The organism is Sphingobacterium sp. DR205, from assembly GCF_011064245.1.
Lineage (GTDB): Bacteria > Bacteroidota > Bacteroidia > Sphingobacteriales > Sphingobacteriaceae > Sphingobacterium > Sphingobacterium athyrii.
Window position 1 is genome coordinate 4,184,699 of record NZ_CP049333.1, and the last position, 16,049, is coordinate 4,200,747.

Annotated in this window: 17 protein-coding genes and 1 pseudogene; 6 read left to right on the forward strand and 12 right to left on the reverse strand. The window is 40.8% G+C overall.

Features of this window, described 5'->3' with window-relative positions; genetic code table 11:
• Positions 1-86: 86 nt before the first annotated feature.
• The 7 genes from G6053_RS18115 to G6053_RS18145 all read right to left on the reverse strand — a co-directional run bounded on the left by G6053_RS18115 (position 87) and on the right by G6053_RS18145 (position 4,998).
• A complete protein-coding gene (locus G6053_RS18115) occupies positions 87-824 on the reverse strand; it encodes an SDR family oxidoreductase (protein WP_121125133.1) in 738 nt (245 codons plus the stop codon).
• 77 nt (positions 825-901) lie between these two features.
• Positions 902-1,471, reverse strand: coding sequence for a Crp/Fnr family transcriptional regulator (locus tag G6053_RS18120; RefSeq protein WP_241254761.1), 570 nt, complete (start codon positions 1,469-1,471; stop codon positions 902-904).
• 210 nt (positions 1,472-1,681) lie between these two features.
• Positions 1,682-1,996: a MerR family transcriptional regulator gene (locus G6053_RS18125; RefSeq protein ID WP_121125131.1), complete on the reverse strand. Its 315-nt coding sequence runs from the start codon at positions 1,994-1,996 to the stop codon at positions 1,682-1,684.
• 31 nt (positions 1,997-2,027) lie between these two features.
• Positions 2,028-2,771 (reverse strand): LytTR family DNA-binding domain-containing protein, encoded by a 744-nt coding sequence (locus G6053_RS18130; protein WP_121125130.1) that lies wholly within the window; start codon positions 2,769-2,771, stop codon positions 2,028-2,030.
• Between the two features lie 2 nt (positions 2,772-2,773).
• Entirely contained in the window at positions 2,774-3,535 is a 762-nt protein-coding gene (locus G6053_RS18135) for a hypothetical protein (protein ID WP_206531767.1), read from the reverse strand.
• 268 nt (positions 3,536-3,803) lie between these two features.
• Positions 3,804-4,733: a hypothetical protein gene (locus G6053_RS18140; RefSeq protein ID WP_121125128.1), complete on the reverse strand. Its 930-nt coding sequence runs from the start codon at positions 4,731-4,733 to the stop codon at positions 3,804-3,806.
• 64 nt (positions 4,734-4,797) lie between these two features.
• Complete coding sequence (locus tag G6053_RS18145; RefSeq protein ID WP_147430431.1) at positions 4,798-4,998, reverse strand: hypothetical protein; 201 nt, start codon at positions 4,996-4,998, stop codon at positions 4,798-4,800.
• 244 nt (positions 4,999-5,242) lie between these two features.
• Here G6053_RS18145 and G6053_RS18150 point away from each other — a divergent pair, with 244 nt between their 5' ends.
• The 3 genes from G6053_RS18150 to G6053_RS18160 all read left to right on the forward strand — a co-directional run bounded on the left by G6053_RS18150 (position 5,243) and on the right by G6053_RS18160 (position 7,009).
• Positions 5,243-5,788, forward strand: coding sequence for a hypothetical protein (locus G6053_RS18150; RefSeq protein ID WP_121125126.1), 546 nt, complete (start codon positions 5,243-5,245; stop codon positions 5,786-5,788).
• Between the two features lie 367 nt (positions 5,789-6,155).
• Complete coding sequence (locus tag G6053_RS18155) at positions 6,156-6,656, forward strand: DoxX family protein (protein WP_165307680.1); 501 nt, start codon at positions 6,156-6,158, stop codon at positions 6,654-6,656.
• A 20-nt stretch (positions 6,657-6,676) separates the two neighbouring features.
• Entirely contained in the window at positions 6,677-7,009 is a 333-nt protein-coding gene (locus tag G6053_RS18160; protein ID WP_165307682.1) for a hypothetical protein, read from the forward strand.
• A gap of 94 nt (positions 7,010-7,103) precedes the next feature.
• On the opposite strand, the gene G6053_RS18165 is transcribed toward G6053_RS18160, so the two are convergent.
• From G6053_RS18165 to G6053_RS18175, 3 genes and pseudogenes are all read right to left on the reverse strand, one after another.
• Entirely contained in the window at positions 7,104-8,528 is a 1,425-nt protein-coding gene (locus G6053_RS18165) for a TlpA disulfide reductase family protein (RefSeq protein WP_121125123.1), read from the reverse strand.
• Positions 8,529-8,533: 5 nt separating this feature from the next.
• Positions 8,534-9,916: a RagB/SusD family nutrient uptake outer membrane protein gene (locus G6053_RS18170; RefSeq protein WP_165307684.1), complete on the reverse strand. Its 1,383-nt coding sequence runs from the start codon at positions 9,914-9,916 to the stop codon at positions 8,534-8,536.
• Between the two features lie 11 nt (positions 9,917-9,927).
• A pseudogene (locus G6053_RS18175) lies at positions 9,928-12,606 on the reverse strand (TonB-dependent receptor plug domain-containing protein); the annotation flags it as partial.
• 104 nt (positions 12,607-12,710) lie between these two features.
• Between G6053_RS18175 and G6053_RS30660 the strand changes: the two are divergent.
• Together G6053_RS30660 and G6053_RS18180 are read left to right on the forward strand one after the other, a co-directional pair.
• Positions 12,711-13,010 (forward strand): transposase, encoded by a 300-nt coding sequence (locus tag G6053_RS30660; RefSeq protein ID WP_070566721.1) that lies wholly within the window; start codon positions 12,711-12,713, stop codon positions 13,008-13,010.
• Between the two features lie 11 nt (positions 13,011-13,021).
• Positions 13,022-13,888 carry an IS3 family transposase gene (locus G6053_RS18180; protein ID WP_241255016.1) on the forward strand — a complete coding sequence of 289 codons (867 nt, stop codon included), beginning with the start codon at positions 13,022-13,024 and terminating at the stop codon, positions 13,886-13,888.
• Positions 13,889-14,073: 185 nt separating this feature from the next.
• Here G6053_RS18180 and G6053_RS18185 read toward each other — a convergent pair whose 3' ends face one another.
• Complete coding sequence (locus G6053_RS18185) at positions 14,074-14,535, reverse strand: hypothetical protein (protein ID WP_165307688.1); 462 nt, start codon at positions 14,533-14,535, stop codon at positions 14,074-14,076.
• 438 nt (positions 14,536-14,973) lie between these two features.
• On the opposite strand from G6053_RS18185, the gene G6053_RS31045 reads away from it, so the two are divergent.
• Entirely contained in the window at positions 14,974-15,252 is a 279-nt protein-coding gene (locus G6053_RS31045) for an SDR family oxidoreductase (RefSeq protein WP_346774527.1), read from the forward strand.
• Here the strand turns inward: G6053_RS31045 and G6053_RS18195 are convergent.
• Complete coding sequence (locus G6053_RS18195; RefSeq protein ID WP_165307690.1) at positions 15,156-16,049, reverse strand: alpha/beta hydrolase; 894 nt, start codon at positions 16,047-16,049, stop codon at positions 15,156-15,158. The two genes, G6053_RS31045 and G6053_RS18195, sit on opposite strands and share 97 nt — an antisense overlap.

A 16,049-nucleotide genomic window follows, 5' to 3' on the forward strand; every position in this document is an offset into this window, starting at 1 on the left:
AACGTCTCTCCTGCCAGTGAGACCGCTTCAAGCGTTTTTTCCATTGGATATACAAGCATCCAAGCAACATTTTTATCGGGCGTACATTACCAAGGTATTTCACCAGCACCTGGATTCGTTTCCTCGCTAAAGAATTTGCCGGAGGGGCCATGTTCATCAATCAGTGCATATTTGATGACCCGGCTAGCCGCGAGCCCAACTTCACCCCCATTATAGCCTGTGAAATCCGTTTTTGTATACCCCGGGCATACGGCATTGATCTTAAAATTTGTATCTCTGAGCTCATAGGCCAGGTGTACGGTATACATGTTTAGTGCAGCTTTGGAGGCAGCATAGACGGCATACTTCGCGTAGTCGTAGGCAGGCCATTCCGGATTGCTTTGCAACGAAAGCGAGCCTACACTGGTACTCACATTCACTATACGGGGTTGATCCGATTGTTGCAGTAAGGGAAGGAAATGCTGGGTAACCCGGGATACGCCAATGACGTTGGTATCAAAAGTCGCCAAAAACTGATCCTCGCTAGCCTCCAAGGCGGTGTAGGGCGCATCCCCATTAATCCCGGCATTGTTGATCAATATGTCAAGTACAGTTGTCTTTTCAGCGATTTGGTCACGTGCCGCCTTTACTGAGCGCAGGCTGGTCACATCCAGTGCAATAGCCTCGACATGTGTAAGTCCTGATGCAGCCAACTTTTTTACGGCATCCAGCCCATTTTGTAAGCTTCTACTCCCCAAATAGACGTAAAACCCCTGCTCCAGTAATTGCCGCGCTGTTTCAAATCCAATGCCTTTGTTGGCACCTGTAATAAGTACTTTTTTCATCTTTTTTATATTTAAAATCTGAAAGCAATATTATAACAGTCCCCAAAAAATTTCTTTACCAAATGGTAAAAAATGCATCAACTGATATTTTTACGTATTCTGCTCAAGGATTGCTGCGTCACCCCCAGATAGGAGGCAATATAGCGTAGCGGAACCCGCAGCATGACCTCTGGATAATTCTTCAAAAATTCAAGATATCTGGAAGAAGCATCCTGCGATACAACAGGGCCTTTTCTTGACTTTTGATACATACATAGCTGAACCATCTTATTTTTTATGATGTCCCATCCGGCTATGCTATGGGATAATCCCTCCCATTGTGCCTTTGAAAAAACAATTAATTTGCAATCCGTACAAGCTTGAATATATTCGGTCGAAATTTGGTGCGATTCAAGATTAAGGTAATCCGCCGCCAGGCTATTTTCTGCAATAAAACAGCGCGTGATATCTTCTCCGTCCTGATTATAATACCAGCCCCTTAGCACGCCCTGCACGACAAAGCCCACCTGCCGGGGTATCGCCCCAGCCTCCGAAAAATATACCCCCTTTTTCAATTCTATTTGCGTAACACTTGCTTTGATTAAAGCGATCTCTGACGTATTGAGATGACCAAATCGCAAGATATAATCGATTAAACTATCCATCATTAGCATTTGATTGGTCAATTTACAAAAATATAGTTTATTTGAGAACTGCTATAAGATACCGCCCCCATTGCAGAAAAATATTCATTCCTAGCCCAGCTGTTCAAAGGAGAATGCACAGCGATTGTATAATCAAAAAAACGCCTCCCCAAGAAGAGAGACGTCCGAAGAAAGTAATCCGCGTACAGGTAAAAATCAATTGATCGAGCGGTACTACAACCCTCGGTAGCTAAGCCGCAGCCGCTCTACATCCACATCCCGATAATAACGCTTATTGCGCTCCCGTCTGGCCACACAGATATAGCCATCGCGCTGGAGCCGATAGAGTGTCTCGGTGGAGATACCGACATGCGATTTGACATACTCCGCATCGCGAAGCACGACATTTTCCGCTTCTAGCTGCTCCCGCAAGTCGAGATAGGTAGCCAGCTGACGTTTTACTGCCAGTAGTTCCAGCAAGATCAATTTTTGGACAAAGGAATGCCCGGAGCTTATGGAAAAGCCCCTGAGGTACTGATTTTTACGCATACAGATTTATTTAGGGTTTATAAAAAGTTTTTCATCTTCTTTCTCTTGTCAGACCAGCTATACTCTTCCGTCTAGACCGTCCGATTGGCAATCCCTCAGCTGTACCTTCAGTGAGATATACATATTTACCAGATATTTCACGTACAAAGTTGAGATTCACGATAAATCCTCGATGGATGCGCACACAATAAGAGGGTGGCATGTTTTGTTCTATTTCCTCCATAGTGACCCTAGCTGTCAAACGCTCCCCCCTTGTGGTGATCTCTACGTAATTGTCTATGCACTGCATATAGATAATATTTTTAAAGAATAAGATCCGCTTTTTGCGAAGATTTTTAATCTCGAAAGTGTAATAATCGCGTTGTAGTTCCGGAGCTACTATAACCGGCATTCCCAAGCGTTTCAGGCATTTGTTCAATGCATGAAATACTGCTTCAAAACTTACCTCCTTCATCAGGTAGTCACAGGCATCGTACCTGTAGCTCTCCACGGCAAACTGACTATGTGCGGTCACAAATACCAATGCTGGCTGCAGCTCGGCAGGTAAAATGCGATACAGCTCCATGCCTGAAATATCCGGCATCTCGATGTCGAGAAATAAAATATCAACTTTATTGCGCAATAGATAATTGAGTCCCTCTTTTCCTTTATTAAACACCTTAATATCCTCAAAATTACCCATATGATCAATCTCCCTGAGCTTAAGGATCTGCTCAACAACTTTCTGAGAATCGGCTTTATGGTCATCAATGACCACAATACTATACTTCGGCATAATTATTTATCAAATTTCAATTCAACTACAAAACAGGCCTCATCTTCAATGCGATACTGCAGGGTGCACCCTTGGTGGCGGAGCGGCTCATAAAGACGATTTACAAGATCCAGTCCCCGGCCTGTACCTCGGCTTACGCACTCCCTATCCATGCGGTTACATATTCTTAAGATCACCGCATGCTCCATTACGGTCCACTCGAGCAGTATCAGTTGATTTTTGGCGCTATACTCTGTTGCATTTTCGATCCAGGTCATCAAAGTAAGTGTCGGTACCGACCTGTTCCAAAGCCAGGCCGGTATATTTTCAACACCTTTAATTTCAAATCTGTGGTGTACCGACATTTCTATCAGCTGTCTGAGGTAGCGCCACTCTTCGTCCAGGCTCACCAGAGTGTCGCGCAGTGCCATCTTGTTGATTACATATTGAAAAAAGTCCATCACTTTTAGATCAAAAGCTATCTTACCCTGTACGGCCATATCAAATAATCGGCGCAAAAAATGACCAGAGAGCAAATTACTATTCGAAATATTATCTAACGTGCGTTGTAGCTGCTGGGTTTCGGTCCCATTTACCCTGATACGCGAAATTAAATGATCGACGAGCAGGTAGATAGTGGCAAGTAATAGCCCCCGAACAATTTTGCGCATTAGCTTCTGCTCGTCCCCCTCTTTCCAAGGATAGAAAAATACAACGTCCCAACTGGGGAGAAGATCATATAAATATAATTTTACAATATCGTATACCGCCAGCAGCAAGACCATACATGGTAAAAGCACAAGCCATTTTCCATACCCATGCCGCCAAATGTTGTGAAAAATCAGAAAGCATACGCTGTAATAGAACAAATACGGCAACGCGTAAAGAAAGAAGATATAAGCTGGATGATGTATTAACACCCTAAATTCGGCAAACCACAGTATAATAAGCCATACGATGATTCCGACAAACCATCTGACATAAAGACTCCTAAAAGAAATAGATTGAAAAGAAAATACACTCATCACGGTAAAGGTTCGTATATTAACTAAATTAATTAAACTTTTCCTTATTAGCAATAATTTCGTAAAATCTCTTATTAAACAAGTCAAACAGATAAGCTTTATCTGTAAAAGAAAAAGGAAACATCCACCCGCCTTGTCTGGTTAATCCCCGTGTATTTTTACTGTCAGCTTCCAGATAATGATGTATGAGTGCCCAGTTTTCCCAAGCTGTCCAATCTAGATCGATCATCTCCTGAAAAGTCTGCTGTAAACTTGTAAGAGCCTCCAGCAAAGCCTCCGGAGTTTTGCTGCCACCGTTTAAAATAACCTTTGGTTCGGCTAACTGCCAGCTTTGAGTTGTACCCGCTCCATCGGGTTTGAGATGGATCGCTTGTACAGGCAGGTCATAACGATGTGCCAGTTTGAGCAGATTGCTACGCCAATAAAAGTAACTACCGCCAAAAGGCACACGCAAACGGCCTGCGCGCTCCTTTTCCTGCATTTTCACTGATGACTCATTGGCATCGAGAAAAACCAGCACTATCCGATCCATTGCCACAGCATGTAACAACTTGCGCAAGACCAGCGGGTCACCCGCATCCAGGCATTCGAAATGTTCAGGAGATAGTCCCATTCGACTAAGCATCAACCGATAGCTCTCCTGCTCGCGCTCCAACACCGTAGCAGAGACCAAAAGCGTTAGGCGGTATCCAGCAGCCACCAGTAAGCGCGGCAGCAGCCTATAAGGGCCAAAATGAAAAGTGAACAAAATCCCGGGGTGCAAGGTTTCCAGCTTATCCACCACAATCTCCTTAGTCTCGGGCTGCTGCTCGACATATAGTCGCTGGAAGGTCTGCCTATGCTCCTGCCAACGCTGATATCCTGTTTGGAGTTCGGCCGTCATTTTATCGGGATAGAAGGCCTGCACATTAGCCATCCACATAAGACGCTGCAGTTCGATTTTTTTTTGATTATTCATAAATGAAGCTTAGTATCGGCCCATAGATGGTTATTCCGATGGGCCGAGAGATTAATGATTGAGGTTACAGCGATCCGATCCAGCACTTATCGTCTTCAAGGTCGCCAAAAATCGGTTCGTCAGCAAACAGTTCAAAGACTGTATAACCTTCGAAAATCGTTGCTTCATTTACTTGCAATTCATTTTCCATTTTACAATTGATTTTTTTGATTCGAAAGATACAGGTCGAATCTCTCCTGTTCCATCGTACGATCGGGTTATTCATTCATCAGCTGATAAACAAAGATGCCGAATCTCGCCAGCAGAAAAAATTTATGGGAGACAGAGCCAAAAAGAGGGTTCCAAAGTCAATGCGCTTCAGTATCATGGCCACAAGTGTCGTTCACCACCCTATTGTGCATTTCACCCCTGCATTTAGGTCGTATATCCCAAAGAAAAATATGCCTGTCGAGAATCCGTATATTGCCTATTTCTTTTTTTATAGTAAAAATGCCAACATAAACTAAACAATGAAGAGAAGTAAAGAAGACCTACTAAATCCCTTTTTTAAAGAAATTTATCCCGACTGGCAGAAGGAAATTCCAGAACTAAAAACAGCTTTTGAAGAAGAGCGATTTATTAAGGGGGAGCAATTGATCAATGACTGGGGCGACCTGTATCTGATCGTTGACGGAATTTTTGGAAAGTATGAAAAAACCTGCCCTGTGCGCTACGCCATCGGGGGCGAATCGCTGATGATCCCCAACCAAAGGCACGCTTATCAGTTTACAGCACTAAGTGATTGCCGCACCTATCGCACTTCGCTCCGGCAACTCGAGGAAATTAATGCACACAACCCCAAAGTCTTTTACCTCTACGCCAATCTCAAGGAAAAGCAGCAGGTCTATCTCGACTATAGGCACAAGCTGCTTTCGATCCATAATGAGGATAAGTACGATTTTGTTTTTGACAAATACCCTGACATACTTTCGCACATTACACAAAAAGAGCTTGCACGGTTTATGGGGATCAGTATCGAACTGCTGAGACGTATTTTGCGTGAAAGGGAATACTAACGAGTACAATTTATTGGGACTTGAACACCAATTTATTGGGACTGAAATACCAAAATATTGGTATTTCAATTCCAAAACATAGTGCTCCAAATCCCAAAATATAACAGGTATTGCTTTAGAACTTTGTAATAGCGGTTGGATGCAGCAGATCAATGCCATCAAGCTTAATCGAAGAAAGTAACATGTACAGGTGAGGCTGCCATCCGAAAGCTCCAATAAAAAACAAACGTTATGAAACAGTACAAAAGAAAATTTGCCTTATTCCCGCGATGCCGGTAAGCAGCAAGACTAACCAGGAAACCCATCTGTTATGGGCAGGTGGCTCCGCAGAACACCAAAAAGATACAACAGCAATACGTACAAGCTTATGGAAAAGCGCATCAATATTTCAGCATATCAACAGGATCACCCTACGAGCTCCACAAAACGCGGTAGTTTAATCCGCCGGACTGCACGCTGGATTTATTTTCGCTTGCCTGATATGATCATCTATGGTTATGTCTTTATGTATATGTACACGGGGTGGGCCAAGTTTATGAATATGGCCACCTTCATTAAAGGCAATAGTAAGATCCCCCATCTAGGTCAGTATGCGAAAGCGATCGGCTATGGCATCCCCTCTTTGGAGGTTGCGCTGGCTGTACTGTTAATTATCCCTGTATATTGGGTAAAGCGCTCCGCACTGTGGGCATCGACATTATTAATGGGTGTATTTACAATATACCTTAGTCTGATGGTCATGTTTGCAGAGAAAAAGCTTTGTCATTGTGGTGGTGTTATCGAATCAATGGGCTGGAAAACGCATATCGCCTTTAATATCATATGGCTGATAGCTGGACTCTATGCTCTGAAAAGAACAAAATTATAAACATTTTAAAATTTAATCCCGTGGAAAAAATCAAAAAATATGGGAAGTTGCTACTGGGAGTAGCATTGCTAGGCGGCGCGATATTGACGCAGTCGTTTACAACAGCGGTTAAAGCTGATAAAAAATTGGCAAATCATTTTTATGGGTACGACGAGGTTTCTCAAACTTACCTCGAAATAACCGGGCCATTAGATGAAACTGCCAACTGTGAATCTTTTATGGAACCAAAATGTGTTGTCGGAACAGACAACCCAATTCCAGACGGATTTACTTGGGATGATGCACAAAATGATCCCAGCATCAGCAGCCAGATTACTTACGAGAGCAACGATTCCGGTAGCTATACGCGCTAATTTGGTTTAAACGCGAAATTACTGTATGTAATTACGTGACGAAGCCCAGCTTAATGCTGGGCTTTGTTCCGATAATACGATTTTTCATAAAGTATTATTTCAAAAGATTTTCAATTGTCGTTATTAATTCCTCTCTCCTTTCATCTCCGAATGGCCTGGTTGCATTGGTCGTTACCAATTTACCATGTCGGTCCACTATCATCAATTGAGGAAAGGACCGATATTTATAATTCAATAGAAATGGATGATTCTTTCCAAGTCCATTGGTATAAACATTTAGACTATATGGAGAAGTATATATTCCAGTATTTATACCTTTTATCCAATTATTTCTCTTCTTATCAACATTGACGCTCAGAAAAATTACATTTCCCGCATGAAATTTTTCGATTACATCCTCCATTGCTTCTCCTAATTTTGCACAGCCCAAGCATCCATTAAACCAAAAATCGATCACAACAACTTTTCCCTTGAGATCGTCCAACCCTATATTTCGGCCTTTGACATCTTCAAACGCAAAAGGATATATCCTTTTACCTATTGCCCTACTTTCCTTTTGAGCCAATATCATCATTCTACTTACACTGTCTTTCATGAACACGAGCGCGCTATCCAGATAATCAATTGGAAACTGATCATACTGGATTTCCTTAAGTATGCATTCCGTCACTGCACGATCCCTGACGACCCCTATTGTTTTTGCTTTTATCTGATTATAAAGATCCTTAAAGATAAATTTCTGTCCATATAAGCTCCTTTTGAATTTAAGATCATTGACCTCACGGACAAAATTATAATAGCCGATTAAAGCTGGAAAAAATGACTTTTCTTCGTAATGTGTCCCAATGCTGTCTTGCACAATTTGCTGAAACATGTTATATGCATATGCTATTATATCGTTGTCAGAATTTATGTGGCCCAAAAAAGAAAAAAGCGCCAAATCGATACCCGCAGCACAATTTCCCCTTAACATCTCTCTTTCCGCTTCTGAAAGGTATAGCGCGTAGGCACTTAGAATAGAATCCATTCGACTACGGTTATAATTTCTTGCGTCAAGAAGATTGTCTACATCATTCTTCGTTGACTTAATATTTTTGGATCTAGGATATTTCGACAGTTGTTCAAATTTTAGTTGGCATTCGACCAATTTAGACTGCCCTTTTGCCAATGATATCCTACCCGTAGAATCAATAGATAGATAAATTTCCAGACCATTTTTGACCAATAATGGTCTGTTCCTATTTGTAAATCTTTCATTTTGGATAACAAGGAAACTGTATTCCTGACCGAGATCCAATGAAAACTTATTCCCTATGGACAATTTCCAGACTTTTTTATTCGACGGTTCCTCGATACCCCGTGTAAGGTAATCGTGAGCAGTATATAAAATGATAGAATCAGAAGCCTGCGTAGATGTAAATTGTGGGATGACAAATTTCACCTGTCCTTTTGCGACAGTCACCGATGCCAATAAAATCAACATGCAGGTATATATATTTAAATTTCTCCTCGTTCTCATGGTTTTTAACGTTCATTTTGGATAATGTGACTAAAAGCAATCTCATCGTCTGGAATAGGAAATACGTATCGGCTGCTATTGGCCGATAATGTGTAGTTTTTATCCCCCAGTTGTCGCTTGAGCTCGATTCCTCCCCCCTCTTTATTTAAGCGTTTGATGTCAGTCCAGCGCAGCCCACGCCACACCAATTCTTTTCTTCGCTCGTCCAAGATCAGTGCTAACAATAATTTGTTATCCGTGGATTCGATTGCTTTGTATTTGCCTATTGAGTAGCGCTTGACCAAAAGGTCATTCATCACTTCAATTGCAGATTCATCTTTCCCCGACCGCACAAGGCACTCAGCTTTGATGAGATACATTTCATCTGTAGCCAGCCCCGTAAACGGATAGGATCCGCCTCCGAGATAACCACGCTTAACATTATAATTACCGAGGTTGTTTTTCATAAAATAAACCTCTTTTCGTAGGTCATCAGGTTCATACATTCCGATAAGCTGATTGTCCACTCCTATTGCAGTACGGTTGAGATAGCCCGTTGTACCGGCATAATTATTTACCTGTGTTGAAAAGTAGATCACTTCGTCCATGACATAGGTGAATGGCGTTTGGCTACTTAGGCTTACCGTGTTGTAATCCACCAAATTATTATGGATAGAAAGTGTGCTATCCACATATAGTAAGGCCTGTGAGTAATTTCCCATCGCATGCATTATCCGTGCCGCGAGTGCGTAGCACGAGGCTTTTGAAGCATGGTTTCGTTTAGCAATATAATCGTTGGCATCCAATAGCTGAGTTGCTTTTTCAAGATCAGTCAATATCAATTTGTACGTTTCTTCTAGCGTAGATCGTTGTACTACTTCGTCCACATTGGGCGAAAGCTTCAAGGGAAGGCCCAAATCTCCATTTGCTGTATTGACATCGTAATACTTACAGAAATTACGTGAAAGCTCATAGTAAGCATACGACCGAGCGAAGTAAGCCCAACCCAGTAAATTATTGTAGCGCCTAGTATCCTTTACAGAAGACAGCTTACTCATTTGTGTAATAATGTTATTGGCATAAAAAATAGCAGCATAAGGCTTATTCCAATCCATGATATTGATATCACCATTGTAAATATCCTTTTCCCAGACATAGGCCCGTCTTTCGGTTTGTGTCAGCGTGCCTTCCCAAGCTTTTTGATCGACGATAAAATATTCATCGCTAGAGAGCTGTCCCAAAGCTGGAGTTATCGTATTCATGACGCCGTAGTTTTCCAGCAGCCCTTCCATATCCTCCAATGTGGCTGGCTGTACGATTGAAGAACTAGGCTTCATATCAAGAAAATCTTTGCGGCAGGATGAAAACATGATCAGGCTAAACAGTAGATATATAAAACGCTTTTTCATAGCATTAAAAGTTAATTTATGTTCAGATTAGCGCCCAATAGAATAATCTTAGGAGCTGGTATAATATTATTAAAGTCAGGGTCTTGCCTTACCTTAGTACGCTTCCATAACAATCCCACATTGGTCACCGTACCAAACAGTTCAAGGCTTTTTATTCCCGCAGGAAGCTGACTAAAACTGTAGCCAATTCGAATATCCTTTAACCGAATATGATCTGCAGGCTCAACCAGCCTTTCCGAAAGATTGAAGAATGTACCGCGATTATTATTCAAAGGATAGCTGAGCGAGGGAATGAAAGTTGCATTTTCGTCCCCTTGTTCCTGCCATCTGTCCGAGAATCCCTCCTGCCGATAACTTACACTGCTTCCGTTAAATACGTTATTCCGTCTAAAATAATAGCCAAACTTATACACCAGATTGAAAGACAGATTAAAGTTGCGATAATTGATGGTATGCATAAAATTTCCATAGCTGGTTGGTGATAGCGAACCATGATAGATCAGCTGCCCGAGATCATTCGCATTTAGCAATGAGGCATAGTCAATACTTGGTTGTCCATCCTTAATACCCTGTGGATTACCCATGCCATCAAGCCCTGCCCATTGAAAAGAAAACAAGGCAAAATAAGGATAGCCTTCTTGTGGATTTTCTCTGTTATTGGAAGCAATGGATGCGTTGGTTCGGTTGCCCACGTAGTTTTTAATCACCTTACTATGCATAAAGCTCGGCTGCAGGCTCATTGTCCATTTCACTTTATTAAAATTCAATATCGACTTCAATATGAGATCCAGCCCCTGCGTCCGTGTGCTGGCCGTATTTCCTCTAAATTGCGTAACACCTGTCTGCGGCGCAAGCAGCGATGTCCCCATCAAATCCAGTCCGTCCTTGATAAAATAGTCCGCTGTCAATTCCAGAATATCATTGTATAGGGCCAGGTCGAGTCCCATATTCCAATTTTTAACCTTTTCCCATCTTAAGGAAGGATTTGGCGGATTGACTACGGTCAGATTATTCGCGTTCCAAGGAGTCAGCCCCACCGAGGGCTGAGCCGTTAGATAAGCAGAAAGCGAACGATCGACATTACCGCTATAGCCAAAACTAGACCGGAGCGCCAGTCGGCTCAGCAGTTTTCTTTCACTACGCGAGTGATTGATCGCATTCCACCGTCCACCAACAGACCATAGTGGTACACCCCGCTGATTAGATTTTACGCCGAATAAATTGGATTCATCCTTTCTTGCGCTGACGGAGAGTATATACTTGTTGTCATACGAGTAGCTACCATTAAAGAAATAAGACAGGAAGCGATCTACACTTGCTATACTATTATCGTTATTTGGAATGCGGCCACTTCCATTTCCATACCAAAAAGGATAGGTAGAAACATAGTCTATGGCTGCATTCTGATTTACTCTTGTCTCTTCATTAAAGCCATAAAAATAATTTCTATACCGTGAGGCATTATCATCCCTGATTTCCCAGCCTAATATCCCATTGATACTGTGCTTTCTACCAATCCACTTATCTACCGTCAATGAAGTCCTAAAACTTTTAGAAACTGTATTCAAGCTAGTCTGATCCAACATATCTCCCCAGGGAACAGGTCTTATCAGGGTATTCTTTAAAGGATCTAAATGACTATAGGTATTAACCATATTTCGTACATAGTATGAATCCTTCCCGTATAAGAGCTCATTCTGGCTATTGCTGCGTTGTAGCATATATTCAGCTTTACCGGTCAGCCAATCAAAAGGTTTTATTTCAAGGCCAGCGCCAATCCGTATACTTTGTGTCGCGGCGCTGTAATTGGCATTATTTTCGTTCCAAGGCCGATATGACCAATCCAATAGTTGGTTACTACCGGGATTGGCAGCATAAGCCATATTTAGTGTGCCGTCGCTTACAGCCAGTGCCTCGCCACTAGCTCCGATCAGATCCAAGTAAGGATAGTTAGGCGTAAATGATTGGCTATTGTTTCTACTCAGTTGATCACTGAATTGGATAAAATTGGTCAAGTTGAGCAAACGATCTACCAATTTCAATGAACTGTTAAAATTAAAACTATGCCTGCGGTTGTTATCTGTGGTCAATGTTTGCTGATCCCGATCGTAGCCATATGAACCGAAATAAGTATACCGATCCGATCCCCCACGAAGGTTTAGTGCATATTGCTGCCTTAGTCCTGCCCTGTACCAACGTTCCAGATCATTTCGGGAATCGATTTTGCTCAGATCGAGCAGATTTTGCTCTAAGGTAGACTGCGAAATTTCACCTTTGCGTTCCTTTTCAAGCAGTGTTACTACTGGCGAAATCTCTCCATAGCCGTTATTTATAATTGTATTGTACCGACCTTTTTCATATAGAAAGCGTTCAAAATCAATAAATTCTGACGAGGTCATCTGTGCAGGATAATAAAGATCAGGCTTCGCTGTTAAAGCTAAATTAGCTACAAAATTAATCTGCGGCACAGTGGATTTTATTCCTTTTTTTGTGGAGATTACAATAACACCATTCCCCGCCCGCGCGCCCCATATCGAAGCAGCGCCAGCATCTTTGAGTATAGATATCGATGCTATGTCATTAGGATTGATTGCATTGATATCCCCTGAGTAAGGAAAGTTATCCAAAATGATCAGCGGCTCGTCATTGGAAAATAGTGTACTGCGTCCCCGTATGGATATACCGGCCTGATTGGTATTAGATACAGCACTTTTATCAAAAAGGACGGCACTGGAGTTGCTAACTTAGTCGGCAGATCAAGTTAAGAACAATAAAATATCTTAATTTTGAAATAATGATTAAAGTCCGTAAAAAGTACGATCGCATTTTTAAAGAGCGAGCAGTTGAATTAAGTAAAAACAGGAAAAATCTTTCTGAGCTAGCTCGTGAGTTGGGAATCTCTGCTGCCCAATTATATAAGTGGCGTAAAGAGTCAGAAGAGTTTGGATCAGGAAGTTTCCCTGGGAATGGAAATATGAAGCAAACGCCAGAACAAGAGCGGATTAGTTTCTTGGAAAAAAAACTTAAAGACTCAGAACTGGAACTAGAAATACTAAAAAAGGCCATAGGCATCTTTTCCAAGAGCGATCGGTAATATATAGTTTTATCAAGCAACATCAGGGGCTATATTCGATTGAAAAGATGTGTAAAGTTATGGGCGTTGGATCTAGAAGCTATTATGCTTGGCAAAAACGGTCCCAACAGACAAAAAGCAGGAAATGTAGCAATCTGGAGGACAAGATAAAGGCTATTTATTTCGATAAGAAACAACGGTATGGCAGTCCTAGAATAACTGCGGAGCTGTTGGATGATGGAATTAAAGTTTCTAGAAATACAGTCGCTAAGTATATGAAAAATATGGGGCTACGGAGTAAAATAGGCAAGAAATTTAAAGCTACAACCGATTCAAAACACGCACATAAAATAATGGACAATGTATTAGACCGAAATTTCAAAGCTTCAGAGCCTTCAAAAGTCTGGGTATCTGATATTACTTACATCCATACCAAAGAAGGTTTTTTATATCTAACCACCATTCTGGATTTATATGACCGCAAATGTATTGGTTGGAGTATCAGTGATGGGATGAAAACTGAAGAAACTTCATTGGCAGCTTGGAAAATGGCAATTAAGCACCGTAAACTGTCTCCTGGTCTAATTTTTCATTCGGACCGTGGCGTACAATATGCATGTGAAAAATTTAGTAACACGTTAGATTCCTATAAAATCATAACAAGAAGTATGAGTAGAAAAGGTAATTGCTGGGATAATGCAGTAGCAGAAAGCTTCTTCAAAACGCTAAAATCCGAGCAGATTTACGGTAATAAGTTGATTACCAGGAATCAGATGAAAGCAGAACTATTCGAATACATAGAAATCTGGTATAATCGAGAACGTCGTCACTCCACATTGGGAAATCTTACAATTGAGCAATTTAATAACAAAGAGCAAAAAATTAAAAAAGCTGCTTAACTAGCACTGCCGATTTTATTTGCAAGTCCAATTACAGGGTGAATATAAAATGGGTAAAACCTATTTTGATATCTCTTACAGTTATTGGCAATTGTTTAACATCTTATCTTATCTTATTTTGAAAACTATTCACCTTGAGCTTGTACTGACATATTCCTTTATCGCGATTGTTTGCGGTCTGGTATTTAAGGTCGAAAAGAAATGATATGATTATCATCTGTGTGCTCAAGTAGGTTCTTCATATCTATTCTGAATCTTTCTTTATCAAAATCTTTCACCTTTTTAGGTAGTTGGTCCAAACTGGATAAAGATTCTAATATTTTGGCTTTAATGATTTCCAAACTATTAGGATCAGTTCCCGAGACAAAATCTTCATATTCATCAGGCCCAATTACAATACCATCTATGAATAGTCTGTACATATGATGCTTCTCGCCTGTAAATCTATTCTTCGTTGTTCTATCCGAAACATATAATGGCTTCTTCTTCTCGAAGAAATGCCCATATCCTTCTGGAGCTAAAACACTGGTAAAACCCAATGTATAATTTAGAAGATCAGCGCCATAATCTTTGTCTTTAAAAGATTCATTCAAATAGATTGAAAGATTCGTTAGAATATGGGACTTGGTTTCAGCCCGAGTGTCCATTGTTAAAGCGATAGTAAAATGCATAATTAGTTTTGATGATACTATTTTTAAGTAAAAATAGATAACTTTTCAGATACCATAACTATTTAGAATAACGATGCTATAGGCATTTCATTGTTCGTTGAAAATAAATGGCAGAATCATGGCAGTCATTTCAATATATTCGGAACCGAGCTTGTATGCAATATTGAAAAGGATAGTTCGAATATGCGTAGATATCACCACCTTCACTAACTCGTATGTCCAAAAAATAGAGTTGGCTACAGACCAACTCTATTTTTATAGTTCCAATAATAAATCCAAAAATTTGCTCACTATAAAACCTTAATTTAGTAATCTACTTATTGGCCCCGTTGAAGTTAACAATTCTATTGTTTTCTTAGTATTTACTTTATCAAAATTGAAAAAACAAAAGAAATTAAAGGAATATGCGGTGCGATCAACGGTCTGGTGAGAGCAGCCGCTGTGGAACTTGCCCCAATAAGAGTAAATGCCGTTTCTCCAGGAGTTATTCTGACCAACCTATGGAATAGTATAGTAACACATATCATGATCAATGGCAATGGGTTCCAAACCATACATCTCACCGTTATTACTTACATTTTGATAATGATGTTTCATTATGTTTTAGCAATAAAATTTGAAATGTCTTTCACCAGCGACGGAAACAGTGAATCTGGTATAGCGTGTCCCATACCATTTTTTATGATCAGCTGACAGCCGGATATATTATTTTTTAAATCGGTCGCATGTTCTATACTGAAAAGCGGATCTTCGTTCCCATGTATCACTATAGTAGGCGCCTGAATATCAATAAGAACATTCGGATTAAATATATAAGTTACGAGGGCGACTATTTGGCGATAAGGTCTTACCGAAGAAGATTTTCGGATTTCATCTTCAATAATTAGCGCCTGCTCTTTTTCCTCATTGAGGATATATCTGCTGCCGTAAATAGCTTTCATGAAGCCTATTTTTTCTTTCAAATAGGCTTCCCGGTTATCTTCGAAATTAACAGATGAGCTGGTCATTTTTTTTACCAAGGCATCATCAGGCTTCGGAAGAGCAGGATTAAAGCTTGAAGACATCAATAAAGTCAGTGTCTGAGTCATTTCCGGATACCGTGATGCAAATAGCTGTGCTATGATGCCACCCATTGAACGCCCTACAATATTTGCGCTCCGGATGCCAAGTGAATGCAGCAAATCTTTTATATCATCTGCCATAACCAATAAAGAATAAGGGGCAGGATATTTTTCTGGATGCTGTAGAAAATCATTCAAGGAAAAGCTATAGCTGTCGTTGCTATCATAGGTAGTAAAAGTACTTTTTCCACAGTCTCTGTTGTCAAAGCAGATCACGCGAAATCCTTCTTCTGCAAGCTTATTACAAAATGGAAGTTCCCAACGGGTCATTTGTGTGTTTAACCCACTGATGAGTACGATAGTTTCGTTGTTTTCAGCTCCAAATACTTCATAATAGATGGTAGCATTTTTTAGCTCGATATATCCCAT